Below are 19,531 nucleotides of genomic sequence, written 5' to 3'. Positions count from 1 at the left end.
CCACAGCTCCATGCTAATCGGCAAGCATTCCCCATAAATCCTGACGATGGAAGGCCGCCGTGAAACGACCGAATATCCTGTTCATCATGGCCGATCAGATGGCCGCGCCGCTGCTGCCGATCTATGCCGACTCGCCGATCAAGATGCCGCACTTGGCGAAACTGGCTGAACAGGCGGTGGTGTTCGACTCGGCCTATTGCAACAGCCCGTTGTGCGCGCCTTCGCGTTTCACCCTGGTCAGCGGCCAACTGCCAAGCCGCATCGGTGCTTACGATAACGCGGCAGACTTCCCGGCTGACGTGCCGACCTACGCTCATTACCTGCGCCGGCTGGGCTATCACACCGCGCTGTCGGGCAAGATGCACTTCTGCGGGCCCGACCAGTTGCACGGTTACGAACAGCGCCTGACCAGCGACATCTACCCGGCCGACTATGGCTGGGCGGTCAATTGGGACGCACCGGATGAACGCCCGAGCTGGTACCACAACATGGCCTCGGTGCTGCAGGCCGGCCCGTGCGTGCGCACCAATCAGCTGGATTTCGATGAAGAGGTGGTGTTCAAGGCCCGTCAGTACCTGTACGACCACGTGCGGGAACACGCAGACCGGCCGTTCTGCCTGACGGTGTCGATGACCCACCCCCACGACCCCTACACCATCCCGCGCCACTACTGGGATCTGTACGAGGGTGTGGATATCCCTATGCCCCTTAATCCCCTCGAGCAGGATCAGCAGGACCCTCACGCCCAGCGCCTGCTCAAGGTCTATGACCTGTGGGACAAACCGCTGCCTGCGGACAAGATCCGCGATGCCCGGCGTGCGTATTTCGGCGCTTGCAGTTACATCGACGACAACATCGGCAAACTCGTGCAAACGCTGGAGGAATGCGGCCTGGCCGACGACACGCTGATCGTGTTCTCGGGCGATCACGGCGACATGCTCGGCGAGCGTGGGCTCTGGTACAAGATGCACTGGTTCGAGATGTCGGCACGGGTCCCGCTGCTGGTGCACGCGCCGAAACGCTTCCAGGCAAGCCGGGTAGCGGCTTCGGTATCGACCTGCGACCTGTTGCCGACCCTGGTGGAACTGGCTGGCGGTGAGGTGCAGAGCAACCTGCATTTGGACGGCCGCTCCTTGCTGGGGCATCTGCAAGGGCAGGGCGGGCATGATGAGGTGATTGGTGAATACATGGCCGAAGGCACGGTCGGGCCGCTGTTGATGATCCGCCGCGGCGCCTACAAGTTCGTGTACAGCGAAGACGACCCGTGTCTACTCTATGACCTGAGCCGCGACCCGCACGAGCGGGAGAACCTCACCGACAGCCCTGACCATCAGACGCTGTTGCAGGCATTGGTCGATGAAGCGAGGCAACGCTGGGACGTCCCGGCGCTGCGCCAGCAAGTGCTCGCCAGCCAGCGCCGTCGGCGCCTGGTGGCGCAGGCCCTGGCCATCGGCACACTGACCAGCTGGGACCACCAACCTCTGGTGGACGCCAGCCAGCAGTACATGCGCAACCACATCGATCTCGACGACCTCGAGCGCAAGGCACGTTATCCACAGCCCGCCCCCCTGGATTGAACAGAGAGACCGCCCATGACCAAGTTCTCCACGCATATCATCGCAATGGCCGTGAGCCTCAGCGCCGTCGCCGCCCACGCCGCGGACGACGCCTCATGCAGTACCGTAAAACTCGCCGACCCTGGCTGGAGCGATATCGCCTCGACCAACGCCATTGCTCGCCTACTGCTCGAAGGCCTGGGCTATGACGTGAAGATCGACAGCTTGGCCGTGCCAATCATTTATGGCGGCCTCAAGGACGGCAAAGTCGATGCCTTCCTCGGCAACTGGATGCCGGCGCAACAGGGTTTCCACGACAAGTTCGTCGCCACGGGCGATGTACAGCGCCTGTCGCGCAATCTGCAAGGCACCCAGTTCACCTTGGCAGTCCCTGATTATGTGTGGAATGGCGGCGTGAAGGACTTCGCCGACCTGCAAAAGCACGCCAAGCAGTTCGGCCAAAAGTTGTACGGCATCGGCTCTGGCGCGCCGGCCAACCTGTCGCTCAAGGAAATCATCGATGCCGATACATTCGGCCTGGGCAAATGGAAGCTGGTCGAATCCAGCGAGCAGGCCATGCTCACCCAGGTCGACCGCGCCGTGAAGAATCAGCAGTACATCGCCTTCCTCGGCTGGACCCCGCACCCGATGAACGTGAAGCTGAAGATGAAGTACCTGACCGGTGGCGAGCAGTGGTTCGGTGACGAAGGCGAGGTGAACACGCTGGTGCGCAAGGGTTATCCACAAGCCTGCCCGAATGCCGCGAAGTTGTTGAGCAACCTGAGCTTCACCCTCGACATGGAGAACACCATCATGGCCGAGGTTGTGGATAAAAAGCTCAGCTTCGATGCGGCTGCCAAAGCCTGGGTCAAGGCTCATCCACAAGTGCTGGATGCCTGGCTGGCCGGAGTCACCAGCAAAAGCGGAGACGACGGTCTGAAGGCGGTCAAGGCAGCACTTTGAAGAACGACGCAAGCCGGGCCGAGCAGTCCCGGCTTGCGTCGCTCGATGCAGACGTTCACCCTCGACGCCACTGCCCAATGGACCGCGTCTGATGCCCCGCCTTAGCTCGCTGCTACCGTTTCTCGTCTGGCTACCCCGACAATCGGGTCGCAGCCTGCTGCAAGACCTGCTGGTGGGCCTGAGCGGCGCCATCCTTGCCTTGCCGCAGTCCATCGCCTACGCCCTAATCGCCGGCCTGCCGGCAGAATATGGCCTGTACGCGGCCATCGTCCCGGTACTGATCGCTTCGCTGTTCGGCTCGTCCTGGCACCTGATCTGCGGACCGACGGCGGCGATTTCCGTAGTGCTGTATGCCAGCGTGAGTCCCCTTGCGGTAAGCGGCAGCGACGATTACGTCACATTGGTTTTGCTGCTGACCTTCCTCGCGGGCATTTTCCAGTGGCTGCTGGGCATGCTGCGGTTCGGCGCGGTGGTCAATTTCGTCTCCCATTCAGTGGTGCTGGGCTTCACGCTTGGCGCGGCGGTGGTCATCGCCTTGGGCCAGTTGCCCAACCTGTTGGGGCTCGACCTGCGCAGTCAGGCCACCGCGCTGAAGACGTTGGAAAGCCTGCTCAGCCATGTTGGCGAGATCGATGGGCCGTCATTGGCGCTGGGCGTGGCGACCCTGCTGCTGGGGCTGGCGCTGAAGCGGCTGCGGCCACGTTGGCCGGGGCTGTTGATCAGCCTGTTCAGCGTCAGCCTGTTGGCCTGGGCGCTGCCGTCGTGGTTCGCCCAGGTGCCGAGAGTGCCGGCGTTCATCGGACATCTGCCGCCGCTGAGCCCGTTGCCGCTGCTCGACGTGGAATCGATGTTGCGCCTGCTGCCCAGTGCCGTGGCGCTGGGCATGCTGGGCCTGGTGACCAGTCTGTCGATTGCCCGCTCGCTGTCGGCGCGCTCCGAGCAACTGATCGACGCCGACCAGGAGATTCGCGCCCAGGGCGCGTCGAACATGATCGGTGCGTGGTTCTCCGGCTCGCTGTCGTCCGGCTCGTTCACCCGCTCCGGACTCAACCTCGAAGCCGGCGCCCGCTCGCCCATGGCCGGGGTGTTTTCTGCGCTATGGGTGGCGCTATTCGCGCTGATCGGTGCGGGACTGATCGCGCATCTGCCGATTCCGGCGATGGCCGGCGGCATCCTGCTGATCAGTTGGGGGCTGATCGACCACCGCGCCATTCGCGCGCTGTTGCGGGTCAGCCGCTCGGAGTTTCTGGTAATGCTGCTGACCGCTGCGGCCACCTTGTTGCTGGAGCTGCAGACCGCCATCTATGCGGGGGTGCTGGCCTCACTGTTCTTCTACCTCAAACGCACCTCACGGCCGCGCGTGCAACAGGTATGCGAAGGCGAGGCTGATGTGCTGCGAGTAGGCGGGTCGATCTTCTTCGGTGCGGCGCATTATCTGCAGGCGCGCCTGCAGCGCTGCCAGGGCCCACAGGTGGTGATCGACGCCCGGCAGATCAACTTCATCGACTACTCCGGCGTCGACATGCTGCACCGCGAAGCCCGTCGACTGCAGCGCGCTGGCGGCAGCCTGACCTTGCGCCGAGCGCCGCTGCAGGTGATCGAAGAGCTGCGCAAGCTCGAAGGGCAGGAGGCCTGCCCGATCCTGTTCGAGGATTGAGCAGGCGTTGCCAGGGGATTAGCTGGCGGCCAGTTGCCGACGCAACTCGGCCAGTACCGGCGCGCTCTGCGGCCTGACGCCGCGCCAGCCATGGAACGCTTCGGCTGCCTGCTCGACCAGCATGCCCAGGCCATCGAGCACCTGCGCCGCGCCCAGCTCGCTGGCCCAGCGGCAGAAGGGCGTGGGCTCTTTGCCGTACATCATGTCGTAGCACACCGTGCGCCCTGGCTCGACCAGGCTGTCGGCGATCGGCGGCAGTTCCCCGGCAAGGCTGGCGGCAGTGGCGTTGATGATCAGATCCACCGGTTCCTGCAACCAGGCGAATCCACTGGCGGCCACCGGCCCGAGTTCGGCGAATTCCTGGGCCAGTCGTTCGGCTTTTTCCACAGTGCGGTTGGCAATCACCAGCGACTGCGGACGCAGGGCCAGAATCGGCTCCAGCACCCCGCGTACGGCGCCACCTGCACCGAGAATCAGAATACGCTTGCCGCCCAGCGCCAGCCCGGCGTTGACGGTCAGGTCGCGCACCAGCCCGGCACCATCGGTGTTGTCGCCCTGCAAGGTGTCGTCGGCCAGTTTGCTCAGTGTATTGACCGCACCGGCACGACGGGCGCGCGGGGTGAGGCTGTCGCACAGTTGCAAGGCTTGTTCCTTGAACGGCACGGTGACGTTGGCACCGCGCCCGACCTTGAAGAAGCCCAGCGCACAGTTGCTGAAGTCGTCCAGCGGCGCCAGCAGTGTGCTGTAGGCCATGTCCTGACCCGTCTGCTCGGCGAACAGGCCCTGGATCAGCGGCGACTTGCTGTGACCGATGGGGTTGCCGAATACGACGTACTGGTCCATTGCGCGATTCCTCGGGTTATCCATGGGTCTGCTGGCCGAGCCAGTCACGGTCTTGCAGGAAGTACTCGGTCAGGCGCGCTTCCTCGCTGCCAGGCGCCGGCTTCCAATCGTAGCCCCAGCGCACCTGGGGCGGCAGCGACATCAGAATAGACTCGGTGCGCCCGCCCGATTGCAGGCCGAACAGGGTGCCACGGTCGTACACCAGGTTGAATTCGACGTAGCGACCCCGGCGAAACTCCTGGAACTCACGCTGCTCGGCCGTGTAGGTGGCGTGCTTGCGGCGCTGGACGATGGGCAGGTAGGCGTCGATGTAGGCGTCACCGATGGCGCGAATGAAGGCGAAGCAGGTGTCGAAATCCCACTCATTGAGGTCATCGAAGAACAGCCCGCCAATGCCACGTGGCTCGCCGCGGTGCTTGAGGTGGAAGTAGCGGTCGCACCAGGCCTTGTAGCGCGGGTAGACATCGGCGCCAAACGGCGCGCAGGCCTGCTCGGCCACGCGGTGCCAGTGAATGCAGTCTTCCTCGACGCCGTAGTAGGGGGTCAGGTCGAAGCCGCCGCCGAACCACCAGACCGGTTCTTCGCCCTCTTTTTCAGCGCTGAAGAAACGCACATTGGCGTGGGAAGTGGGCACGTGCGGGTTGTGCGGGTGGATCACCAGCGACACGCCCAGGGCCTCGAACCCACGCCCGGCCAGTTCTGGACGATGGGCGCTGGCCGAAGGCGGCAGGCCACTGCCGAACACATGGGAAAAATTCACCCCGCCTTTTTCGATCACCTGGCCGTCGCCAATCACCCGCGTCCGCCCACCACCACCGGCATCGCGGACCCAGGCGTCTTCGACGAAGCGGGCGCTGCCGTCTTCACCTTCGAGGGCGGCGCAGATGCGGTCTTGCAGATCGAGCAGGTAGGCTTTGACGGCCTCGGTGCGGCTGGACATTGGGTCACCTGATGGGGCAGAAAGAATTTCGCCGCGCAGCATACCACCGGACCCCGGCGCGCCGCAGTTGACGGCGGTCATGCAAAGGCGTCCGATAGAGGGCCTGCTTTCCCCCTTTGCCAGGAGTGCAAGATGGCCCAGCGTATCCAGTTCAGCCAGCATGGCGGCCCCGAGGTTCTGCAACTCGTCGAATTCGACCCGGCCCCACCCGCCGCGCAGCAGGTGCGTGTGCGTAACCACGCCGTCGGCGTGAACTTCATCGACACCTATTTCCGCAGCGGCCTGTACGCACCGCCATCACTGCCCTCGGGCGCGGGTACCGAAGGTGCCGGAGTAGTCGAGGCAGTGGGCGAAGGTGTCAGCCGGCTCAAGGTCGGTGATCGCGTGGCCTACGCCACGGGCCCGCTGGGCGCCTACGCCGATGTGCACACACTGCCTGAAGCCAATCTGGTCAAGCTGCCCGACAGCATCAGCTTCGAACAGGCCGCTGCGGTAATGCTCAAGGGCCTGACCGTGCAGTACCTGCTCAAGCAGACCTACGCCGTGCAACCCGGTGACGTGATTCTGTTCCACGCCGCGGCTGGCGGTGTTGGTTCGCTGGCCTGCCAGTGGGCCTCGGCACTGGGCGCCAAGGTCATCGGCACGGTCAGTTCGGCCGAGAAAGCCGAGCGCGCCAAATCGCTGGGCGCCTGGGCGACCATCGACTACAGCCGTGAGAACGTCGTCGAACGGGTGCTGGACCTGACCGACGGCAAGAAGGTGCCGGTGGTCTATGACGGCGTCGGTGCCGACACCTGGCTGACCTCACTGGACTGCCTGCAACCCCGCGGGCTGATGGTCAGCTTCGGCAATGCCTCGGGTGCGGTGAGTGGCGTCAACCTGGGCATCCTGTCGCAGAAAGGCTCGCTGTACGTCACCCGCCCGACCCTGGCCACCCACGCCAATAACGCGCAGAACACCCAGGCCATGGCCGATGACCTGTTCGCCGTGATCGCCAGCGGCAAGGTCAAGGTGGATATCCAGCAGCGCTACCCGCTGAGCGAAGCGGCCAAGGCCCAGACCGAGCTGTCGGCACGGCGTACGGTGGGGTCGACCATCCTGCTGCCGTGACTACCTGAGGCCATCGGCGCGGTCGGCCCGTTTCAGCCCGGCCGCACGACCTCACCAGTGACCAGGTCACGGATCACGCTGGGGTTCTTGCGACCGCCCAGCGCGCCCCCCAGCACATGATCCAGCTCACCATGGAAATACTGCTCGACCCGCAGCCGCGTCTTGGCGGCGGGTCGGCCGGCAGGGTTGGCGGAGGTGGAAATCAAAGGGCCCACCAGCGCGCACAGCTCGCGTACCTGCGGGTGATCGCTGACGCGCAAGGCGACGCTGTCGTGCTCGCCGGTGATCCACTCGGGCAGCAGGTCCTGGTGCGGCACCAGCCAGGTGTTGGGGCCCGGCCAGGTCGCGCTCATGCGGTCGATCCAGTCCTCGGGGAAATCTTCGAAGAGGAAGTCGAACTGGCGGATGTTGTCGGCAACCAGGATCAGCCCTTTATCCACAGGCCGTGATTTGAGCGCCAGCAGACGGTACACGGCATCCTCGTTCCAGGGATCACAGCCCAGGCCCCAGACCGCTTCCGTCGGGTAGGCGATGACTGCACCTGCCCGGATTTCACGTGCGGCCTGTTGCACACGAAAACTGCTCACCATGTTTGTTTCTCCACCTGGAAATCTTGCGTGCGAGCAGTGTACTTAGGCCGACCTTGCAAACCAACGTCCCGCTGCACAGGTGACTTTGCCGTCCAGCTCCAGCTCGGTCAGCGCCGCCAGCACATCGCTCAGGGCCAGGCCGCTGCTCAAAGCCAGGCCTTCGCTGGTCTGCGGCGCAGCGTGCAGCAAGGTCAGCAGCGGGTGATCGTTCGGTGCGGGGGTGGTCGGTGCCGGGGTGACGTTCTGCCAGCCACGCAGGCTGTCGAGGATCTGTTCGACGTTTTCCACCAGCAAGGCACCATCGCGAATCAGCTGATGACAACCCTTGGCGCCAGCGTGGTGAATCGATGCGGGAATGGCATACACCTCACGGCCCTGCTCGGCGGCCAGGCGTGCGGTAATCAGCGATCCGCTGGCAAGGCCGGCTTCGACCACCAGTACGCCCAGCGACAGCCCGCTGATGATGCGGTTGCGCCGTGGGAAGTTACCGGGCAGCGGTTCGGCGTCGAGTGGATAGTCCGACACCAGCGCAGACCCACGTTCGGATATCTCGCGCGCCAGGTCGCGATGGCGCTGTGGATAAAGTTTTTGCAGGCCACTGCCCAGTACCGCGATGGTCTGCCCGCCAGCGTCCATCGCGGCGCGGTGCACGGCACCGTCTATCCCCAGCGCCAAGCCGCTGGTGACGACGAATCCGGCCTTGGCCAGACACCGCGAAAACGCCTTTGCGTTATCTAGCGCCGGAGGACTGGCGCGCCGGCTGCCGATCACTGCCAGCTGCGCACGTTCGAGCAATTGCGGATTACCTGCGACGAACAACAGCGGCGGCGCATCGTCGATTTCCTTGAGCAAGGCGGGGTAGAGGAGGTCGTCCCACATCAGTAAATGCTGGCCGGGATGCTCTAGCCAGGCCATTGCAGCACTCGCGCCTGCGCGCACCTGAGCGCTGCGCCGCGCCTCGCTACAGCTGGCTGGCAGGCCCAGGGCACGCCAGGCGGTGGCTGGAGCGGCCAGAGCCGAACTGGCATCGCCGAAGGCGGAAATCAGCGTGAAATAACGCCGTGGACCGATGTCTGGCACGCCGTGCAGACGCAGTCGCGCTTCCAGTTCGGCAGGCGGGCAGATGTGGCAGAAGGGTAGGGGCATGGCCGATCATCCTTGTAGAAAGCAGGCCATGCATCCTGCACAACCTGTGGATAACTCTGTTGATAATGCTTTGACAAGCTGTCTATCAGTAAGCGCGAAAAGCGACCTTTGACACCCTAGCCGACCTTTGCCAGGTGCCGAATGCGCCGATTACCTTTATTATGTGTGCTCAGTTTTCAACCAAATGCACAGTGACTGCCTGACCTTATGGCCATTCTGAACATCCTCGAATTCCCGGACCCGCGCCTGCGCACCGTCGCCAAACCGGTGACGACGTTCGACGACGCCCTGCGCCAGCTGATCGACGACATGTTTGAAACCATGTACGAAGCGCCTGGCATCGGCCTGGCGGCGACCCAGGTCAACGTGCATGAGCAAGTCGTGGTCATGGACCTCAGCGAAGACCGCAGCGAGCCGCGGGTCTTCATCAACCCATCGGTCGAGGAACTGACCGACGACATGGGCCAGTACCAGGAAGGTTGCCTGTCGGTGCCAGGCTTCTACGAGAACGTCGACCGCCCGCTGCGCGTGCGCATCAAGGCCCAGGACCGCGACGGCAAGCCGTTCGAGCTGGAATGCGAAGGCCTGTTGGCGGTGTGCGTGCAGCACGAGTTCGATCACCTCAACGGCAAGCTGTTCGTCGACTACCTGTCCCAGCTCAAGCGTGACCGCATCAAGAAGAAGCTGGAAAAACAGCACCGCCAGCAAGCCTGATCCCCACCTTCCAGAAGGCTTGCCGCGGCAAGCCTTCTTCTTTTTCCAAGCGAGAACGTCATGCGCATTGTCTTCGCAGGCACCCCCGAGTTTGCCGCCGAACACCTCAAGGCCCTGCTCGACAGCCCCTACCAGGTGGTGGCTGTCTACACTCAGCCCGACCGTCCTGCCGGCCGTGGGCAAAAGCTCATGCCCAGCCCGGTCAAGCAACTGGCCAGCGCCCATGACATTCCGGTGCGGCAACCCCCGACCTTGCGCAATGCCGAGGCCCAGGCCGAACTTGCCGCCTTGCAGCCCGACCTTATGGTAGTGGTTGCCTATGGCCTGATTCTGCCGCAGGCGGTGCTCGACATCCCGCGCCTGGGCTGCATCAACAGCCACGCCTCGCTGCTGCCGCGCTGGCGCGGCGCCGCGCCGATCCAGCGTGCAGTGCAGGCCGGCGATGCCGAAAGCGGGGTAACCGTAATGCGCATGGAGGCGGGCCTGGACACCGGGCCGATGCTGCTCAAGGTCAGCACGCCGATCAGCGCCGAAGACACCGGCGGCAGTCTGCACGACCGCTTGGCGGCCATGGGCCCGGACGCCGTGATCCAGGCCATCGCCGGCCTGGCCGATGGCAGCCTGCACGGCGAGGTCCAGGACGATGCCCTGGCCACCTACGCACACAAGCTCAACAAGGATGAAGCACGCCTCGACTGGAGCCGCCCGGCGCTGGAGCTGGAGCGCCTGGTGCGCGCCTTCAACCCCTGGCCGGTGTGCCACAGCACGCTGGACGGGGACACCGTCAAGGTGCTTGCGGCGACGTTGGCCGAGGGCAAGGGTGAGCCAGGCGAAGTCCTCGCCGCGAGCAAGGATGGCCTGCTGGTGGCCTGTGGCGAGCAGGCCCTGCGTCTGACCCGTCTGCAACTGCCGGGCGGCAAGGCGCTGGCTTTCAGCGACCTGTTCAACAGCCGCCGTGAGCACTTCGCTGCCGGCAAGGTGCTGGGCCAATGAATCCACGTCTGGCTGCCGCCCGCGCGCTTGCCGCCGTGCTCAGCGGCAAGGCCTCGCTCAACAGCGCATTGCCGGCGCAACTGGACAAGGTCGAGGAGCGCGACCGCGGCCTGACCCAAGACCTCGCCTTCGGCACCGCACGCTGGCAGCCGCGCCTGGAGCTGCTCGCCGCGCAGCTGCTGCAAAAGCCGTTCAAGGCCGCCGATGCCGATGTGCAGGCACTGCTGCTGGTCGGCCTGTATCAGCTGTTCTACACGCGCATACCGGCCCACGCCGCCCTGGGCGAAACCGTGGGCTGTGCCGATAAGCTGAAAAAGCCTTGGGCCAAAAGCCTGCTCAACGCCGTGTTGCGCCGCGCCCAGCGTGAAGGCGAAGCGCTGCTGGCCGACATGCAGCGTGACCCGGTGGTGCGTACCGCCCACCCGCGCTGGCTGCAAAAGCAGCTCAAGGCCTTCTGGCCCGAGCAGTGGGAGGCCATCTGCGCCGCCAACAACGCCCATCCGCCGATGATTCTGCGGGTCAACCGCCGTCACCACTCTCGCGACGCCTACCTGGCCTTGCTGGAGCAGGCTGGCATCGCCGCCAGCGCCTGTCGCTACAGCCGCGACGGCATCGTGCTCGAGACGCCGTGCGATGTGCGTGGCCTGCCGGGCTTCGCCGAGGGCTGGATCAGCGTGCAGGATGAAGCCGCACAGCTGTCGGCCGACTTGCTCGAACTGGCCCCCGGCCAGCGCGTGCTCGACGCCTGCTGTGCGCCGGGCGGCAAGACCTGCCACTTGCTCGAGGCCGAGCCGGGCCTTGCGCAGATGGTCGCCATCGACCTGGAAGCCAAGCGCCTGACCCGCGTCCGGGAAAACCTCGCGCGTCTGCAGCTCGATGCACAACTGATCGCCTGCGACGCCCGCGACACCGCAAGCTGGTGGGATGGCACGCCGTTCCAGCGCATCCTGCTCGACGCACCGTGCTCGGCCACTGGCGTGATCCGCCGTCACCCGGACATCAAGCTGACCCGCCAGGCCGATGACATTCCGGCCCTGGCCAGCCTGCAAGGTGAGCTGCTCGACGCCCTGTGGCCTACCCTTGAGGTGGGCGGCATGCTGCTCTACGCCACCTGCTCGAGCCTGCCCACCGAGAACACCGAGGTCGTCGCCGCGTTCCTTGCGCGTACCCGCGGCGCCCGCGAGCTGGACCTGGCCACCGAGGCCGGCCTGCGCCAGCCCCACGGCCGCCAGTTGCTGGCCCAGGAAGGCGGGCACGATGGGTTCTACTACGCCAAGCTGATCAAGATCGCCGCTTCGCGCGGATAACCAGAAAAGGTACGACTAGCCGATGAAGATCATCATTCTCGGCGCCGGCCAGGTAGGCGGCACACTCGCAGAGAACCTCGCCAGCGAGGCCAACGACATCACCGTGGTGGACACCGACGGCGAACGCCTGCGCGACCTCGGCGACCGCCTCGACATCCGCACCGTACAGGGCCGCGGCTCGCTGCCCACGGTGCTGCGTCAGGCCGGGGCCGATGATGCCGACATGCTGGTGGCGGTGACCAACAGCGACGAAACCAACATGGTCGCCTGCCAGGTCGCCTACACCCTGTTCCACACCCCGACCAAGATCGCCCGTGTGCGCGAATCGTCGTACCTGAGCCGCGCCGAGCTGTTCGACAACGAAGCCATTCCCGTGGACGTGCTGATCAGCCCCGAGCAAGTGGTGACCAACTACATCAAGCGCCTGATCGAACAGCCCGGCGCCCTGCAGGTGATCGACTTCGCCGGCGGCAAGGCGCAGCTGGTGGCGGTCAAGGCGTACTACGGGGGTCCGCTGGTCGGCCAGCAACTGCGCCAGATCCGTGCGCACATGCCCAACGTCGACACTCGCGTGGCGGCGATCTTCCGTCGCGATCGCTCGATCACGCCCCAGGGCGATACGGTGATCGAGGCCGACGACGAAGTGTTCTTCATCGCGGCCAGGCGCGACATCCGCGCGGTGATGGGCGAGCTGCGCAACATCGACGAAAGCAACAAGCGGGTGGTCATTGCCGGCGGTGGGCAGATCGGCGAGCGCCTGGCCGAGGCCATCGAAAGCCGCTACCAGGTGAAGATCATCGAGGTCAGCCCGGCGCGCTGCCGGCACCTGTCCGACACCTTGGAAAGCACCGTGGTGCTGCAAGGCAGCGCTTCGGATCGTGACCTGATGCTGGAAGAGAACATCGCCGAAGCGGATATCTTCCTGGCGCTGACCAACGACGATGAGGCCAACATCATGTCGTCGCTGCTGGCCAAGCGCCTGGGTGCGCGCAAGGTGATGACGCTGATCAACAACCCGGCCTACGTCGACCTGGTGCAAGGTGGCGACATCGACATCGCCATCAGCCCGCAGCTGGCCACCATCGGCACCTTGCTGGCGCATGTGCGGCGTGGCGATATCGTCAGCGTGCATTCGTTGCGCCGCGGCGCGGCCGAAGCCATCGAGGCCGTGGCCCATGGCGATGCCAAATCGAGCAAAGTGGTGGGCAAGGCCATTGCGCAGATCTCGCTGCCACCTGGCACCACCATCGGCGCGATCATCCGTGCCGAGCAGGTGTTGATCGCCCACGACGTGACTGTGATCGAAAGTGGCGATCACGTGATTCTGTTCGTTGTGGATAAAAAACACATTCGCGACGTGGAGAAACTGTTCCACGTCGGCCTGAGTTTCTTCTAGGGAGAACAGCCATGCACGAGTCGTTGGAAAAAATGCTGGCCAAGGGTGTGGATAACCCGCTGCTGCGCTTCGGCCTGGGCAAGGCCTGGCTTGACGAGGGACACGGCGCCGAAGCAGCCGTGCACCTGGCGCGCTGCGTCGAGCAGGACCCGAAGTATTCGGCGGCCTGGAAGCTGCTGGGCAAGGCTCACCAGCTGGCAGGCGATCCGACCGCCGCACGCAGCGCCTGGCAGCAAGGCATCGCTGCCGCCCAGGCGCATGGCGACAAACAGGCCGAGAAAGAGATGACCGTCTTCCTCAAGAAACTCAAACCCCTGTAGGGGCGAGCGGTCCGGCGGTCCGGCGCTCCCGCGCTCATACATCAGTCAGTACCAGCGGTCTTCACCGGCCGGACGCTTCTTGAAGCGCTTCATGCTCCACATGTACTGGCTCGGATACGCCCGCACATAACGCTCGACCACCTTGCTCATGGCCGCAGCCGATTCGGTCACATCAAGGCTGTACATCGCTTCCGGTGCCGCCTCGATGATCGCGCGAAAACCTGAGCCGTCGGGCAGCCGCACGGCATGCAGGAACACCCCGACCGCCTTGCCGCCGGCGAGCATATTGGGCACGAACTTGCTGGTCAGCGCCTGGGTACCGAGGAAGGGCACGAACACGCCGGCCGATTCCGCCGGCTCAGGGTCGGCCGGAATCCCGACCTGGCCACCCCGGCGCACCTCCTTGATGATGCTGAGGATGCCTTCCTTGGTCGACGGCGCCACACGGTTGCCCATCTGCACCCGCTGCTCGCGCAGCAGGTCGTCCACCGCTTTGAGCTTGGGCGGGCGATAGAAGATGATCGGCTTGCACTGGTTGCAATAGAAGTGATTGAGCACTTCCCAGTTGCCCAGGTGGCTGGTGATACCGACTACGCCTTTGCCCGAGGCCAGCGCCGCCTGCAACACCTCGAGGCCTTCGACCTCCTTGACCAGATCGATCGAGCGCTGCGGTGGCCAGATCCACGCACAGGCGCTTTCCACGAACGACTTGGCGATGTCCTGCAGGGCACGCCCCACCAGTTGCTCGCGCTCGGCCCGATTCATTTCCGGGAAGCACTTGGCCAGGTTGATGCGCACCACCTTGCGCGAACCATTGGGCAACTTCCACATCAGCCAACCGATGCCGGCGCCGACGCGCTGCACCGCACACCACGGAAGCTTGGCGAACAGGCGCAGCGCCCCGACCATCAGGGCGCCTTTGAATTTTTCCACAGGTGCATTCCTTCTAGCTGCAAGCCGCGCATTGTACCCGTCAGCGCACCAGCGCGGCGTAGCGATCACAATCGGTGGTGTGGTCCATGACCATGCCGGTCGCCTGCATGAAGGCGTAGCAGATGGTCGGGCCGACGAAGGTGAAACCGGCCTTCTTCAGAGCCTTGCTCATGGCCACGGCTTCATCGGTGCTCACCGGAATGTCGCTGCGCCCGGTGAAGTGATTGATTTTCGGCTCGCCGCCGACGAACGACCACAGCCACTCGGCCGGGTTGTCCAGCGCCAGCCAGGCCCGGGCGTTGCGGCGCACGGCGTTGAGCTTGAGACGGTTGCGGATGATGCCGGGGTCGAGCATCAGTTCCTCGATGCGTTCATCGCTCATCTGCGCCAGTTGTACCGGGTCGAAGCCGCACAGCACCTGGCGATAGCGCTCGCGTTTGCGCAGCACGGTGATCCACGACAAGCCCGCCTGGAACCCTTCGAGCAAAAGCATCTCGAAGAGCAACGCCGGATCACGCCGCGGCGTGCCCCACTCATGGTCGTGGTAGGCCTGGTACAACGGGTCGTCGGTACACCAAAAGCAGCGTGGCATAAGGCTCCAAGCAGTAGAGGGCGAGGCGAATCGGGTTATACTCCCGCTCTTTACATCCGCATCCCCAGATACAGGTGAATTTCGTGAGCCAGCCTACGCCAGCCGTGCGTACCTTCCAAGACCTGATCCTCGCCCTGCAGAAGTACTGGGCCGAGCAAGGTTGTGTGGTGCTTCAGCCCTACGATATGGAAGTAGGCGCCGGCACTTTCCACACTGCTACCTTCCTGCGCGCCGTCGGCCCGGAAACCTGGAACGCTGCCTACGTGCAGCCGAGCCGTCGCCCTGGCGACGGACGGTACGGTGAAAACCCCAACCGCCTGCAGCACTACTACCAGTTCCAGGTAGTGCTCAAGCCGAACCCGGCCAACTTCCAGGAGCTGTACCTCGGCTCGCTGAAGGCGATCGGCCTGGATCCGCTGGTGCACGACATCCGCTTCGTCGAAGACAACTGGGAATCGCCAACCCTCGGCGCCTGGGGCCTGGGCTGGGAAATCTGGCTCAACGGCATGGAAGTGTCGCAGTTCACCTACTTCCAGCAGGTCGGCGGCATCGAGTGCTATCCGGTCACCGGCGAAATCACCTACGGCCTCGAGCGCCTGGCGATGTACATCCAGGGTGTCGACTCGGTGTATGACCTGGTCTGGGCTGACGGCCCGTTCGGCGTGGTCACCTATGGCGATGTCTTCCACCAGAACGAAGTCGAGCAATCGACCTACAACTTCGAGCACGCCAACGTCGACAAACTGTTCGAGCTGTTCGACTTCTACGAAAGCGAAGCGAACCGCCTGATCAAGCTCGACCTGCCGCTGCCCACCTATGAAATGGTCCTGAAGGCCTCGCACACCTTCAACCTGCTCGATGCTCGCCGCGCCATCTCGGTGACCGAGCGCCAGCGCTACATCCTGCGCGTGCGTACCCTGGCCCGCGACGTGGCGCAAAGCTACTTGCAGGCCCGTGCTCGCCTGGGCTTCCCGATGGCGACCCCTGAACTGCGAGACGAAGTGTTGGCCAAGCTGGAGGTTGCACAATGAGTGCTCAAGATTTCCTGGTAGAACTGGGCACCGAAGAACTGCCACCCAAGGTTCTCACCAGCCTCGGCGACGCTTTCCTGGCCGGTATCGAAAAGGGCCTGCAGGCCGCAGGCCTGAATTACACCGGCAAGCAGGTGTATGCCGCACCGCGCCGCCTGGCCGTGCTGATTCGCCAGCTCGACGCCCAACAGCCCGACCGCAGCATCAATATCGACGGCCCGCCGCGCCAGGCAGCCTTCGACGCCGACGGCAACCCGACCCAGGCTGCCCTGGGCTTTGCCAAGAAATGCGGTGTCGAGCTGGCCGAAATCGACCAGAGCGGCGCCAAGCTGCGTTTCTCCCAGCACATCCCGGGCAAGGCCACCAGCAGCCTGCTGGCGACCATCGTCCAGGATTCGCTCAACGACCTGCCGATTCCCAAGCGCATGCGCTGGACCACCAGCCGTGAAGAATTCGTACGCCCGCCACAGTGGCTGGTGATGCTGTTCGGCGAGCAGGTGATCGACTGCACGGTGCTGTCCAAGCACGCCGGCCGTCATTCCCGTGGTCACCGTTTCCACCACCCCGAAGAAGTGCTCATCAGCGCCCCGGCCAACTACGCCGAAGACCTGCGCAAAGCCTACGTCATCGCCGATTTCGCCGAGCGCCGTGCGCTGATTGCCAAACGCACCGACGAGCTGGCCGCCCAGCAGAACGGCACCGCCATCGTGCCGCCGTCGCTGCTCGATGAAGTCACCGCGCTGGTCGAGTGGCCGGTGCCGCTGGTGTGCTCGTTCGAGGAACGTTTCCTCGAAGTGCCGCAGGAAGCGCTGATCACCACCATGCAGGACAACCAGAAGTATTTCTGCCTGCTCGACAGCCAGGGCAAGCTGCTGCCGCGCTTCATCACCGTCGCCAACGTCGAGAGCCGCGATCCGCAGCAGATCGTCCACGGCAACGAAAAAGTCGTGCGCCCGCGCCTGACCGACGCCGAGTTCTTCTTCAAGCAGGACAAGAAGCAACCTCTGGGAACCTTCAACGAGCGCTTGAAGAACGTGGTCTTCCAGGCGCAGCTGGGCAGCGTCTACGACAAAGCCGCGCGCGTCTCCAAGCTGGCTGCACTGATCGCCCCGCACATCGGCGGTGATCCGGCGCGTGCCGCGCGTGCCGGTCTGCTCTCCAAGTGCGACCTGGCCACCGAGATGGTCGGCGAGTTCCCCGAGATGCAAGGCATCGCCGGTTACTACTACGCCGTCAACGACGGTGAACCGGAAGACGTTGCCCTGGCCCTCAACGAGCAGTACATGCCGCGTGGCGCTGGCGCTGAGCTGCCAAGCACGCTCACCGGTGCTGCCGTCGCCATCGCCGACAAGCTCGACACCCTGGTTGGCATCTTCGGCATCGGCATGCTGCCCACCGGCAGCAAAGACCCCTACGCACTGCGCCGCGCAGCGCTGGGCGTGCTGCGTATCCTGATCGAGAAGAAACTCGACCTCGACCTGACCGAAGCTGTGCGCTTTGCCGTCGCTCAGTTCGGCACCACGGTCAAGACCCAGGGCCTGGCCGAGCAAGTGCTGGAATTCATCTTCGACCGCCTGCGCGCACGCTACGAAGACGAAGGCATTGATGTCGCCACCTACCTGTCGGTGCGTGCCCTCAAGCCTACTTCGGCACTGGACTTCGACCAGCGCGTGCAGGCCGTGCAGGCCTTCCGCAAGCTGCCCGAAGCCGATGCCCTGGCCGCGGTCAACAAGCGCGTCTCGAACCTGCTGAGCAAGGCCGAAGGCGCCATCGCCGCGCAGGTCGAGCCGAAGTACTTCGACAACGCCAACGAGTTCTCGCTGTATTCGGCCATCCAGCAGGCCGACCACGCCGTGCAACCGATGGCCGCAGCACGTCAGTACAGCGAGAGCCTGGCGCGCCTGGCAGCCTTGCGTGAACCGGTCGATGCCTTCTTCGAAGCGGTGATGGTCAACGCCGAGGACGCCAAGGTACGTGCCAACCGCTACGCCTTGCTCAGCCGCCTGCGCGGGCTGTTCCTGGGTGTTGCCGACATCTCGTTGCTGGGGTAAGCCTTGAAACTGCTGATTCTCGATCGGGACGGGGTGATCAATTTCGACTCCGACGCCTACATCAAGTCGGTTGAGGAATGGATTCCCATCCCCGGCTCGATCGAGGCCATTGCGCAACTGAGCAAGGCCGGCTGGACGGTGGCGGTCGCCACCAACCAGTCGGGCATCGCTCGCGGTTACTACCCGCTTGCCACCCTCGAAGCCATGCATACGCGCTTGCGCGAGCTGGTGGCCGAGCAGGGCGGCGAGCTCGGGCTTGTCGTGTATTGCCCACATGGTCCGGATGAGCGCTGCGCATGCCGCAAACCGAAGCCGGGCATGCTCGAGGCGATTGCCGAGTATTATCAGCAGGATCTGGCCGGCGTCTGGTTCGTCGGCGACAGCCGCGGCGACCTTGACGCTGCCGTGGCGGTTGATGCACAACCGGTGCTGGTCAAGACCGGTAAAGGTGAGCAGACCCTGAACAAAGGGGTGCCAGCGCACACCTTGATCTACCCAGACCTGGCGTCCGTCGCCAGGGCCCTACTTTAAAAACGTTGCGCCTGGCGCGCAGCGTTCTCACGCGGGCAGGCCCCGCCACGGTACATGTCACTATGTCGATCCTGCAGGCGATCAGAGTCTTTCTTTTTTACCTGCTGCTGGGCACCAGCTCGCTGCTGTGGTGCACCCTGAGCTTCTTCATCGCACCGTTTCTGCCCTTCCGTCAGCGCTACCGGTTCATCAACGTCTACTGGTGCCGCTTCGCGGTGATGCTGGCCTGGGTGATTCTGGGCATTCGCTACAAGATCACCGGCGCCGAGCACGTGCCTGACGAGCCATGCGTGATTCTCGCCAACCATCAGAGCACCTGGGAAACCTTTTTCCTCTCGGCCTACTTCTCGCCGCTGAGCCAGGTGCTCAAGCGCGAGCTGCTGTACGTGCCGTTCTTTGGCTGGGCCATGGCCATGCTGCGGCCCATCGCAATCGACCGCGATAACCCCAAAGAGGCCCTGCGCCAGGTGGCGAAGAAGGGCGATGAACTGCTCAAGCAGCGCATCTGGGTGCTGATCTTCCCCGAGGGCACCCGCGTGCCCTTCGGCCAGATCGGCAAGTTTTCCCGCGGCGGCACGGCCTTGGCCGTCAACGCCGGCTTGCCCGTGCTGCCGATTGCGCACAATGCCGGCAAGTTCTGGCCCAAGGCGGGTTGGGGCAAGCGGGCAGGGGTGATCGAGGTGGTCATCGGTGAGCCGATGCACGCCAACGGTACGGGGCCACGGGCCATTGCCGAGCTCAATGACCGTGCTCAGGCCTGGAACGAGGCAACCCAACGGGCGCTTGGCTCGCTGCCTGCCGTTGCCGAAGATCAGCCAGGGCAAGTGGCCTGATGATTCTGTGGATAAGTTGTGAGCA

The 19,531-nt window shown here is 64.4% G+C and carries 19 protein-coding genes; 13 read left to right on the top strand and 6 right to left on the bottom strand.

The annotated features are described in order from the left end of the window. Window positions 1-59: 59 nt before the first annotated feature. The 3 genes from betC to LK03_RS06335 all read left to right on the top strand — a co-directional run bounded on the left by betC (window position 60) and on the right by LK03_RS06335 (window position 4,176). Window positions 60-1,577, top strand: a complete 1,518-nt coding sequence (gene betC, locus LK03_RS06345) for a choline-sulfatase (RefSeq protein WP_038411557.1) — start codon at window positions 60-62, stop codon at window positions 1,575-1,577. A gap of 15 nt (window positions 1,578-1,592) precedes the next feature. Further along, window positions 1,593-2,519: a choline ABC transporter substrate-binding protein gene (choX, locus tag LK03_RS06340; protein ID WP_038411556.1), complete on the top strand. Its 927-nt coding sequence runs from the start codon at window positions 1,593-1,595 to the stop codon at window positions 2,517-2,519. 91 nt (window positions 2,520-2,610) lie between these two features. After that, window positions 2,611-4,176, top strand: coding sequence for a SulP family inorganic anion transporter (locus tag LK03_RS06335; RefSeq protein WP_038411555.1), 1,566 nt, complete (start codon window positions 2,611-2,613; stop codon window positions 4,174-4,176). Between the two features lie 18 nt (window positions 4,177-4,194). Here the strand turns inward: LK03_RS06335 and aroE are convergent, their stop codons facing one another. After that, window positions 4,195-5,019: a shikimate dehydrogenase gene (aroE, locus tag LK03_RS06330; RefSeq protein WP_038411554.1), complete on the bottom strand. Its 825-nt coding sequence runs from the start codon at window positions 5,017-5,019 to the stop codon at window positions 4,195-4,197. Window positions 5,020-5,035: 16 nt separating this feature from the next. Next, window positions 5,036-5,959 (bottom strand): oxygen-dependent coproporphyrinogen oxidase, encoded by a 924-nt coding sequence (gene hemF, locus LK03_RS06325; RefSeq protein ID WP_038411553.1) that lies wholly within the window; start codon window positions 5,957-5,959, stop codon window positions 5,036-5,038. Between the two features lie 132 nt (window positions 5,960-6,091). On the opposite strand from hemF, the gene LK03_RS06320 reads away from it, so the two are divergent. Beyond that, on the top strand, window positions 6,092-7,069 hold the full coding sequence (locus tag LK03_RS06320; protein ID WP_038411552.1) for an NADPH:quinone reductase: 978 nt from the start codon (window positions 6,092-6,094) through the stop codon (window positions 7,067-7,069). 32 nt (window positions 7,070-7,101) lie between these two features. Here LK03_RS06320 and LK03_RS06315 read toward each other — a convergent pair whose 3' ends face one another. Next, a complete protein-coding gene (locus LK03_RS06315; protein ID WP_038411551.1) occupies window positions 7,102-7,659 on the bottom strand; it encodes an L-threonylcarbamoyladenylate synthase in 558 nt (185 codons plus the stop codon). Between the two features lie 42 nt (window positions 7,660-7,701). Further along, complete coding sequence (gene dprA / locus LK03_RS06310; RefSeq protein WP_038411550.1) at window positions 7,702-8,805, bottom strand: DNA-processing protein DprA; 1,104 nt, start codon at window positions 8,803-8,805, stop codon at window positions 7,702-7,704. 207 nt (window positions 8,806-9,012) lie between these two features. On the opposite strand from dprA, the gene def reads away from it, so the two are divergent. Genes def through LK03_RS06285 form a run of 5 tightly spaced genes read left to right on the top strand, consistent with a single transcriptional unit; the run spans window position 9,013 to window position 13,535 of the window. After that, the gene (gene def / locus LK03_RS06305; RefSeq protein WP_028695847.1) at window positions 9,013-9,519 is read left to right on the top strand and encodes a peptide deformylase; all 507 of its coding nucleotides are present in this window, start codon (window positions 9,013-9,015) and stop codon (window positions 9,517-9,519) included. A gap of 60 nt (window positions 9,520-9,579) precedes the next feature. Beyond that, window positions 9,580-10,512 carry a methionyl-tRNA formyltransferase gene (gene fmt, locus LK03_RS06300; RefSeq protein WP_038411549.1) on the top strand — a complete coding sequence of 311 codons (933 nt, stop codon included), beginning with the start codon at window positions 9,580-9,582 and terminating at the stop codon, window positions 10,510-10,512. Then, window positions 10,509-11,819 carry a 16S rRNA (cytosine(967)-C(5))-methyltransferase RsmB gene (gene rsmB / locus LK03_RS06295; protein WP_038411548.1) on the top strand — a complete coding sequence of 437 codons (1,311 nt, stop codon included), beginning with the start codon at window positions 10,509-10,511 and terminating at the stop codon, window positions 11,817-11,819. The genes fmt and rsmB overlap by 4 nt, the downstream gene beginning before the upstream one ends. Before the next feature lie 22 nt (window positions 11,820-11,841). Beyond that, window positions 11,842-13,215, top strand: a complete 1,374-nt coding sequence (gene trkA, locus LK03_RS06290; RefSeq protein ID WP_038411547.1) for a Trk system potassium transporter TrkA — start codon at window positions 11,842-11,844, stop codon at window positions 13,213-13,215. Window positions 13,216-13,226: 11 nt separating this feature from the next. Beyond that, window positions 13,227-13,535, top strand: a complete 309-nt coding sequence (locus LK03_RS06285; RefSeq protein ID WP_038411546.1) for a tetratricopeptide repeat protein — start codon at window positions 13,227-13,229, stop codon at window positions 13,533-13,535. Between the two features lie 45 nt (window positions 13,536-13,580). Here the strand turns inward: LK03_RS06285 and LK03_RS06280 are convergent, their stop codons facing one another. After that, a complete protein-coding gene (locus LK03_RS06280; RefSeq protein WP_038411545.1) occupies window positions 13,581-14,468 on the bottom strand; it encodes a lysophospholipid acyltransferase in 888 nt (295 codons plus the stop codon). Window positions 14,469-14,508: 40 nt separating this feature from the next. Then, window positions 14,509-15,060 (bottom strand): DNA-3-methyladenine glycosylase I, encoded by a 552-nt coding sequence (locus tag LK03_RS06275; RefSeq protein ID WP_038411544.1) that lies wholly within the window; start codon window positions 15,058-15,060, stop codon window positions 14,509-14,511. 83 nt (window positions 15,061-15,143) lie between these two features. Here LK03_RS06275 and glyQ point away from each other — a divergent pair, with 83 nt between their 5' ends. From glyQ to LK03_RS06255, 4 genes are all read left to right on the top strand, one after another. Beyond that, window positions 15,144-16,091 carry a glycine--tRNA ligase subunit alpha gene (glyQ, locus tag LK03_RS06270; RefSeq protein ID WP_038411543.1) on the top strand — a complete coding sequence of 316 codons (948 nt, stop codon included), beginning with the start codon at window positions 15,144-15,146 and terminating at the stop codon, window positions 16,089-16,091. Further along, window positions 16,088-18,142: a glycine--tRNA ligase subunit beta gene (gene glyS / locus LK03_RS06265; RefSeq protein ID WP_038411542.1), complete on the top strand. Its 2,055-nt coding sequence runs from the start codon at window positions 16,088-16,090 to the stop codon at window positions 18,140-18,142. The genes glyQ and glyS overlap by 4 nt, the downstream gene beginning before the upstream one ends. A gap of 3 nt (window positions 18,143-18,145) precedes the next feature. Continuing rightward, the gene (gmhB, locus tag LK03_RS06260; RefSeq protein WP_038411541.1) at window positions 18,146-18,673 is read left to right on the top strand and encodes a D-glycero-beta-D-manno-heptose 1,7-bisphosphate 7-phosphatase; all 528 of its coding nucleotides are present in this window, start codon (window positions 18,146-18,148) and stop codon (window positions 18,671-18,673) included. 62 nt (window positions 18,674-18,735) lie between these two features. After that, window positions 18,736-19,506: a lysophospholipid acyltransferase family protein gene (locus tag LK03_RS06255; protein WP_038411540.1), complete on the top strand. Its 771-nt coding sequence runs from the start codon at window positions 18,736-18,738 to the stop codon at window positions 19,504-19,506. Window positions 19,507-19,531 lie beyond the last annotated feature (25 nt).

The organism is Pseudomonas cremoricolorata (genome assembly GCF_000759535.1).
GTDB classification, from domain to species: Bacteria; Pseudomonadota; Gammaproteobacteria; order Pseudomonadales; family Pseudomonadaceae; genus Aquipseudomonas; species Aquipseudomonas cremoricolorata_A.
Note: the sequence above shows the minus strand (reverse complement) of the source record. Positions and strands in the feature narration are given on the sequence as shown.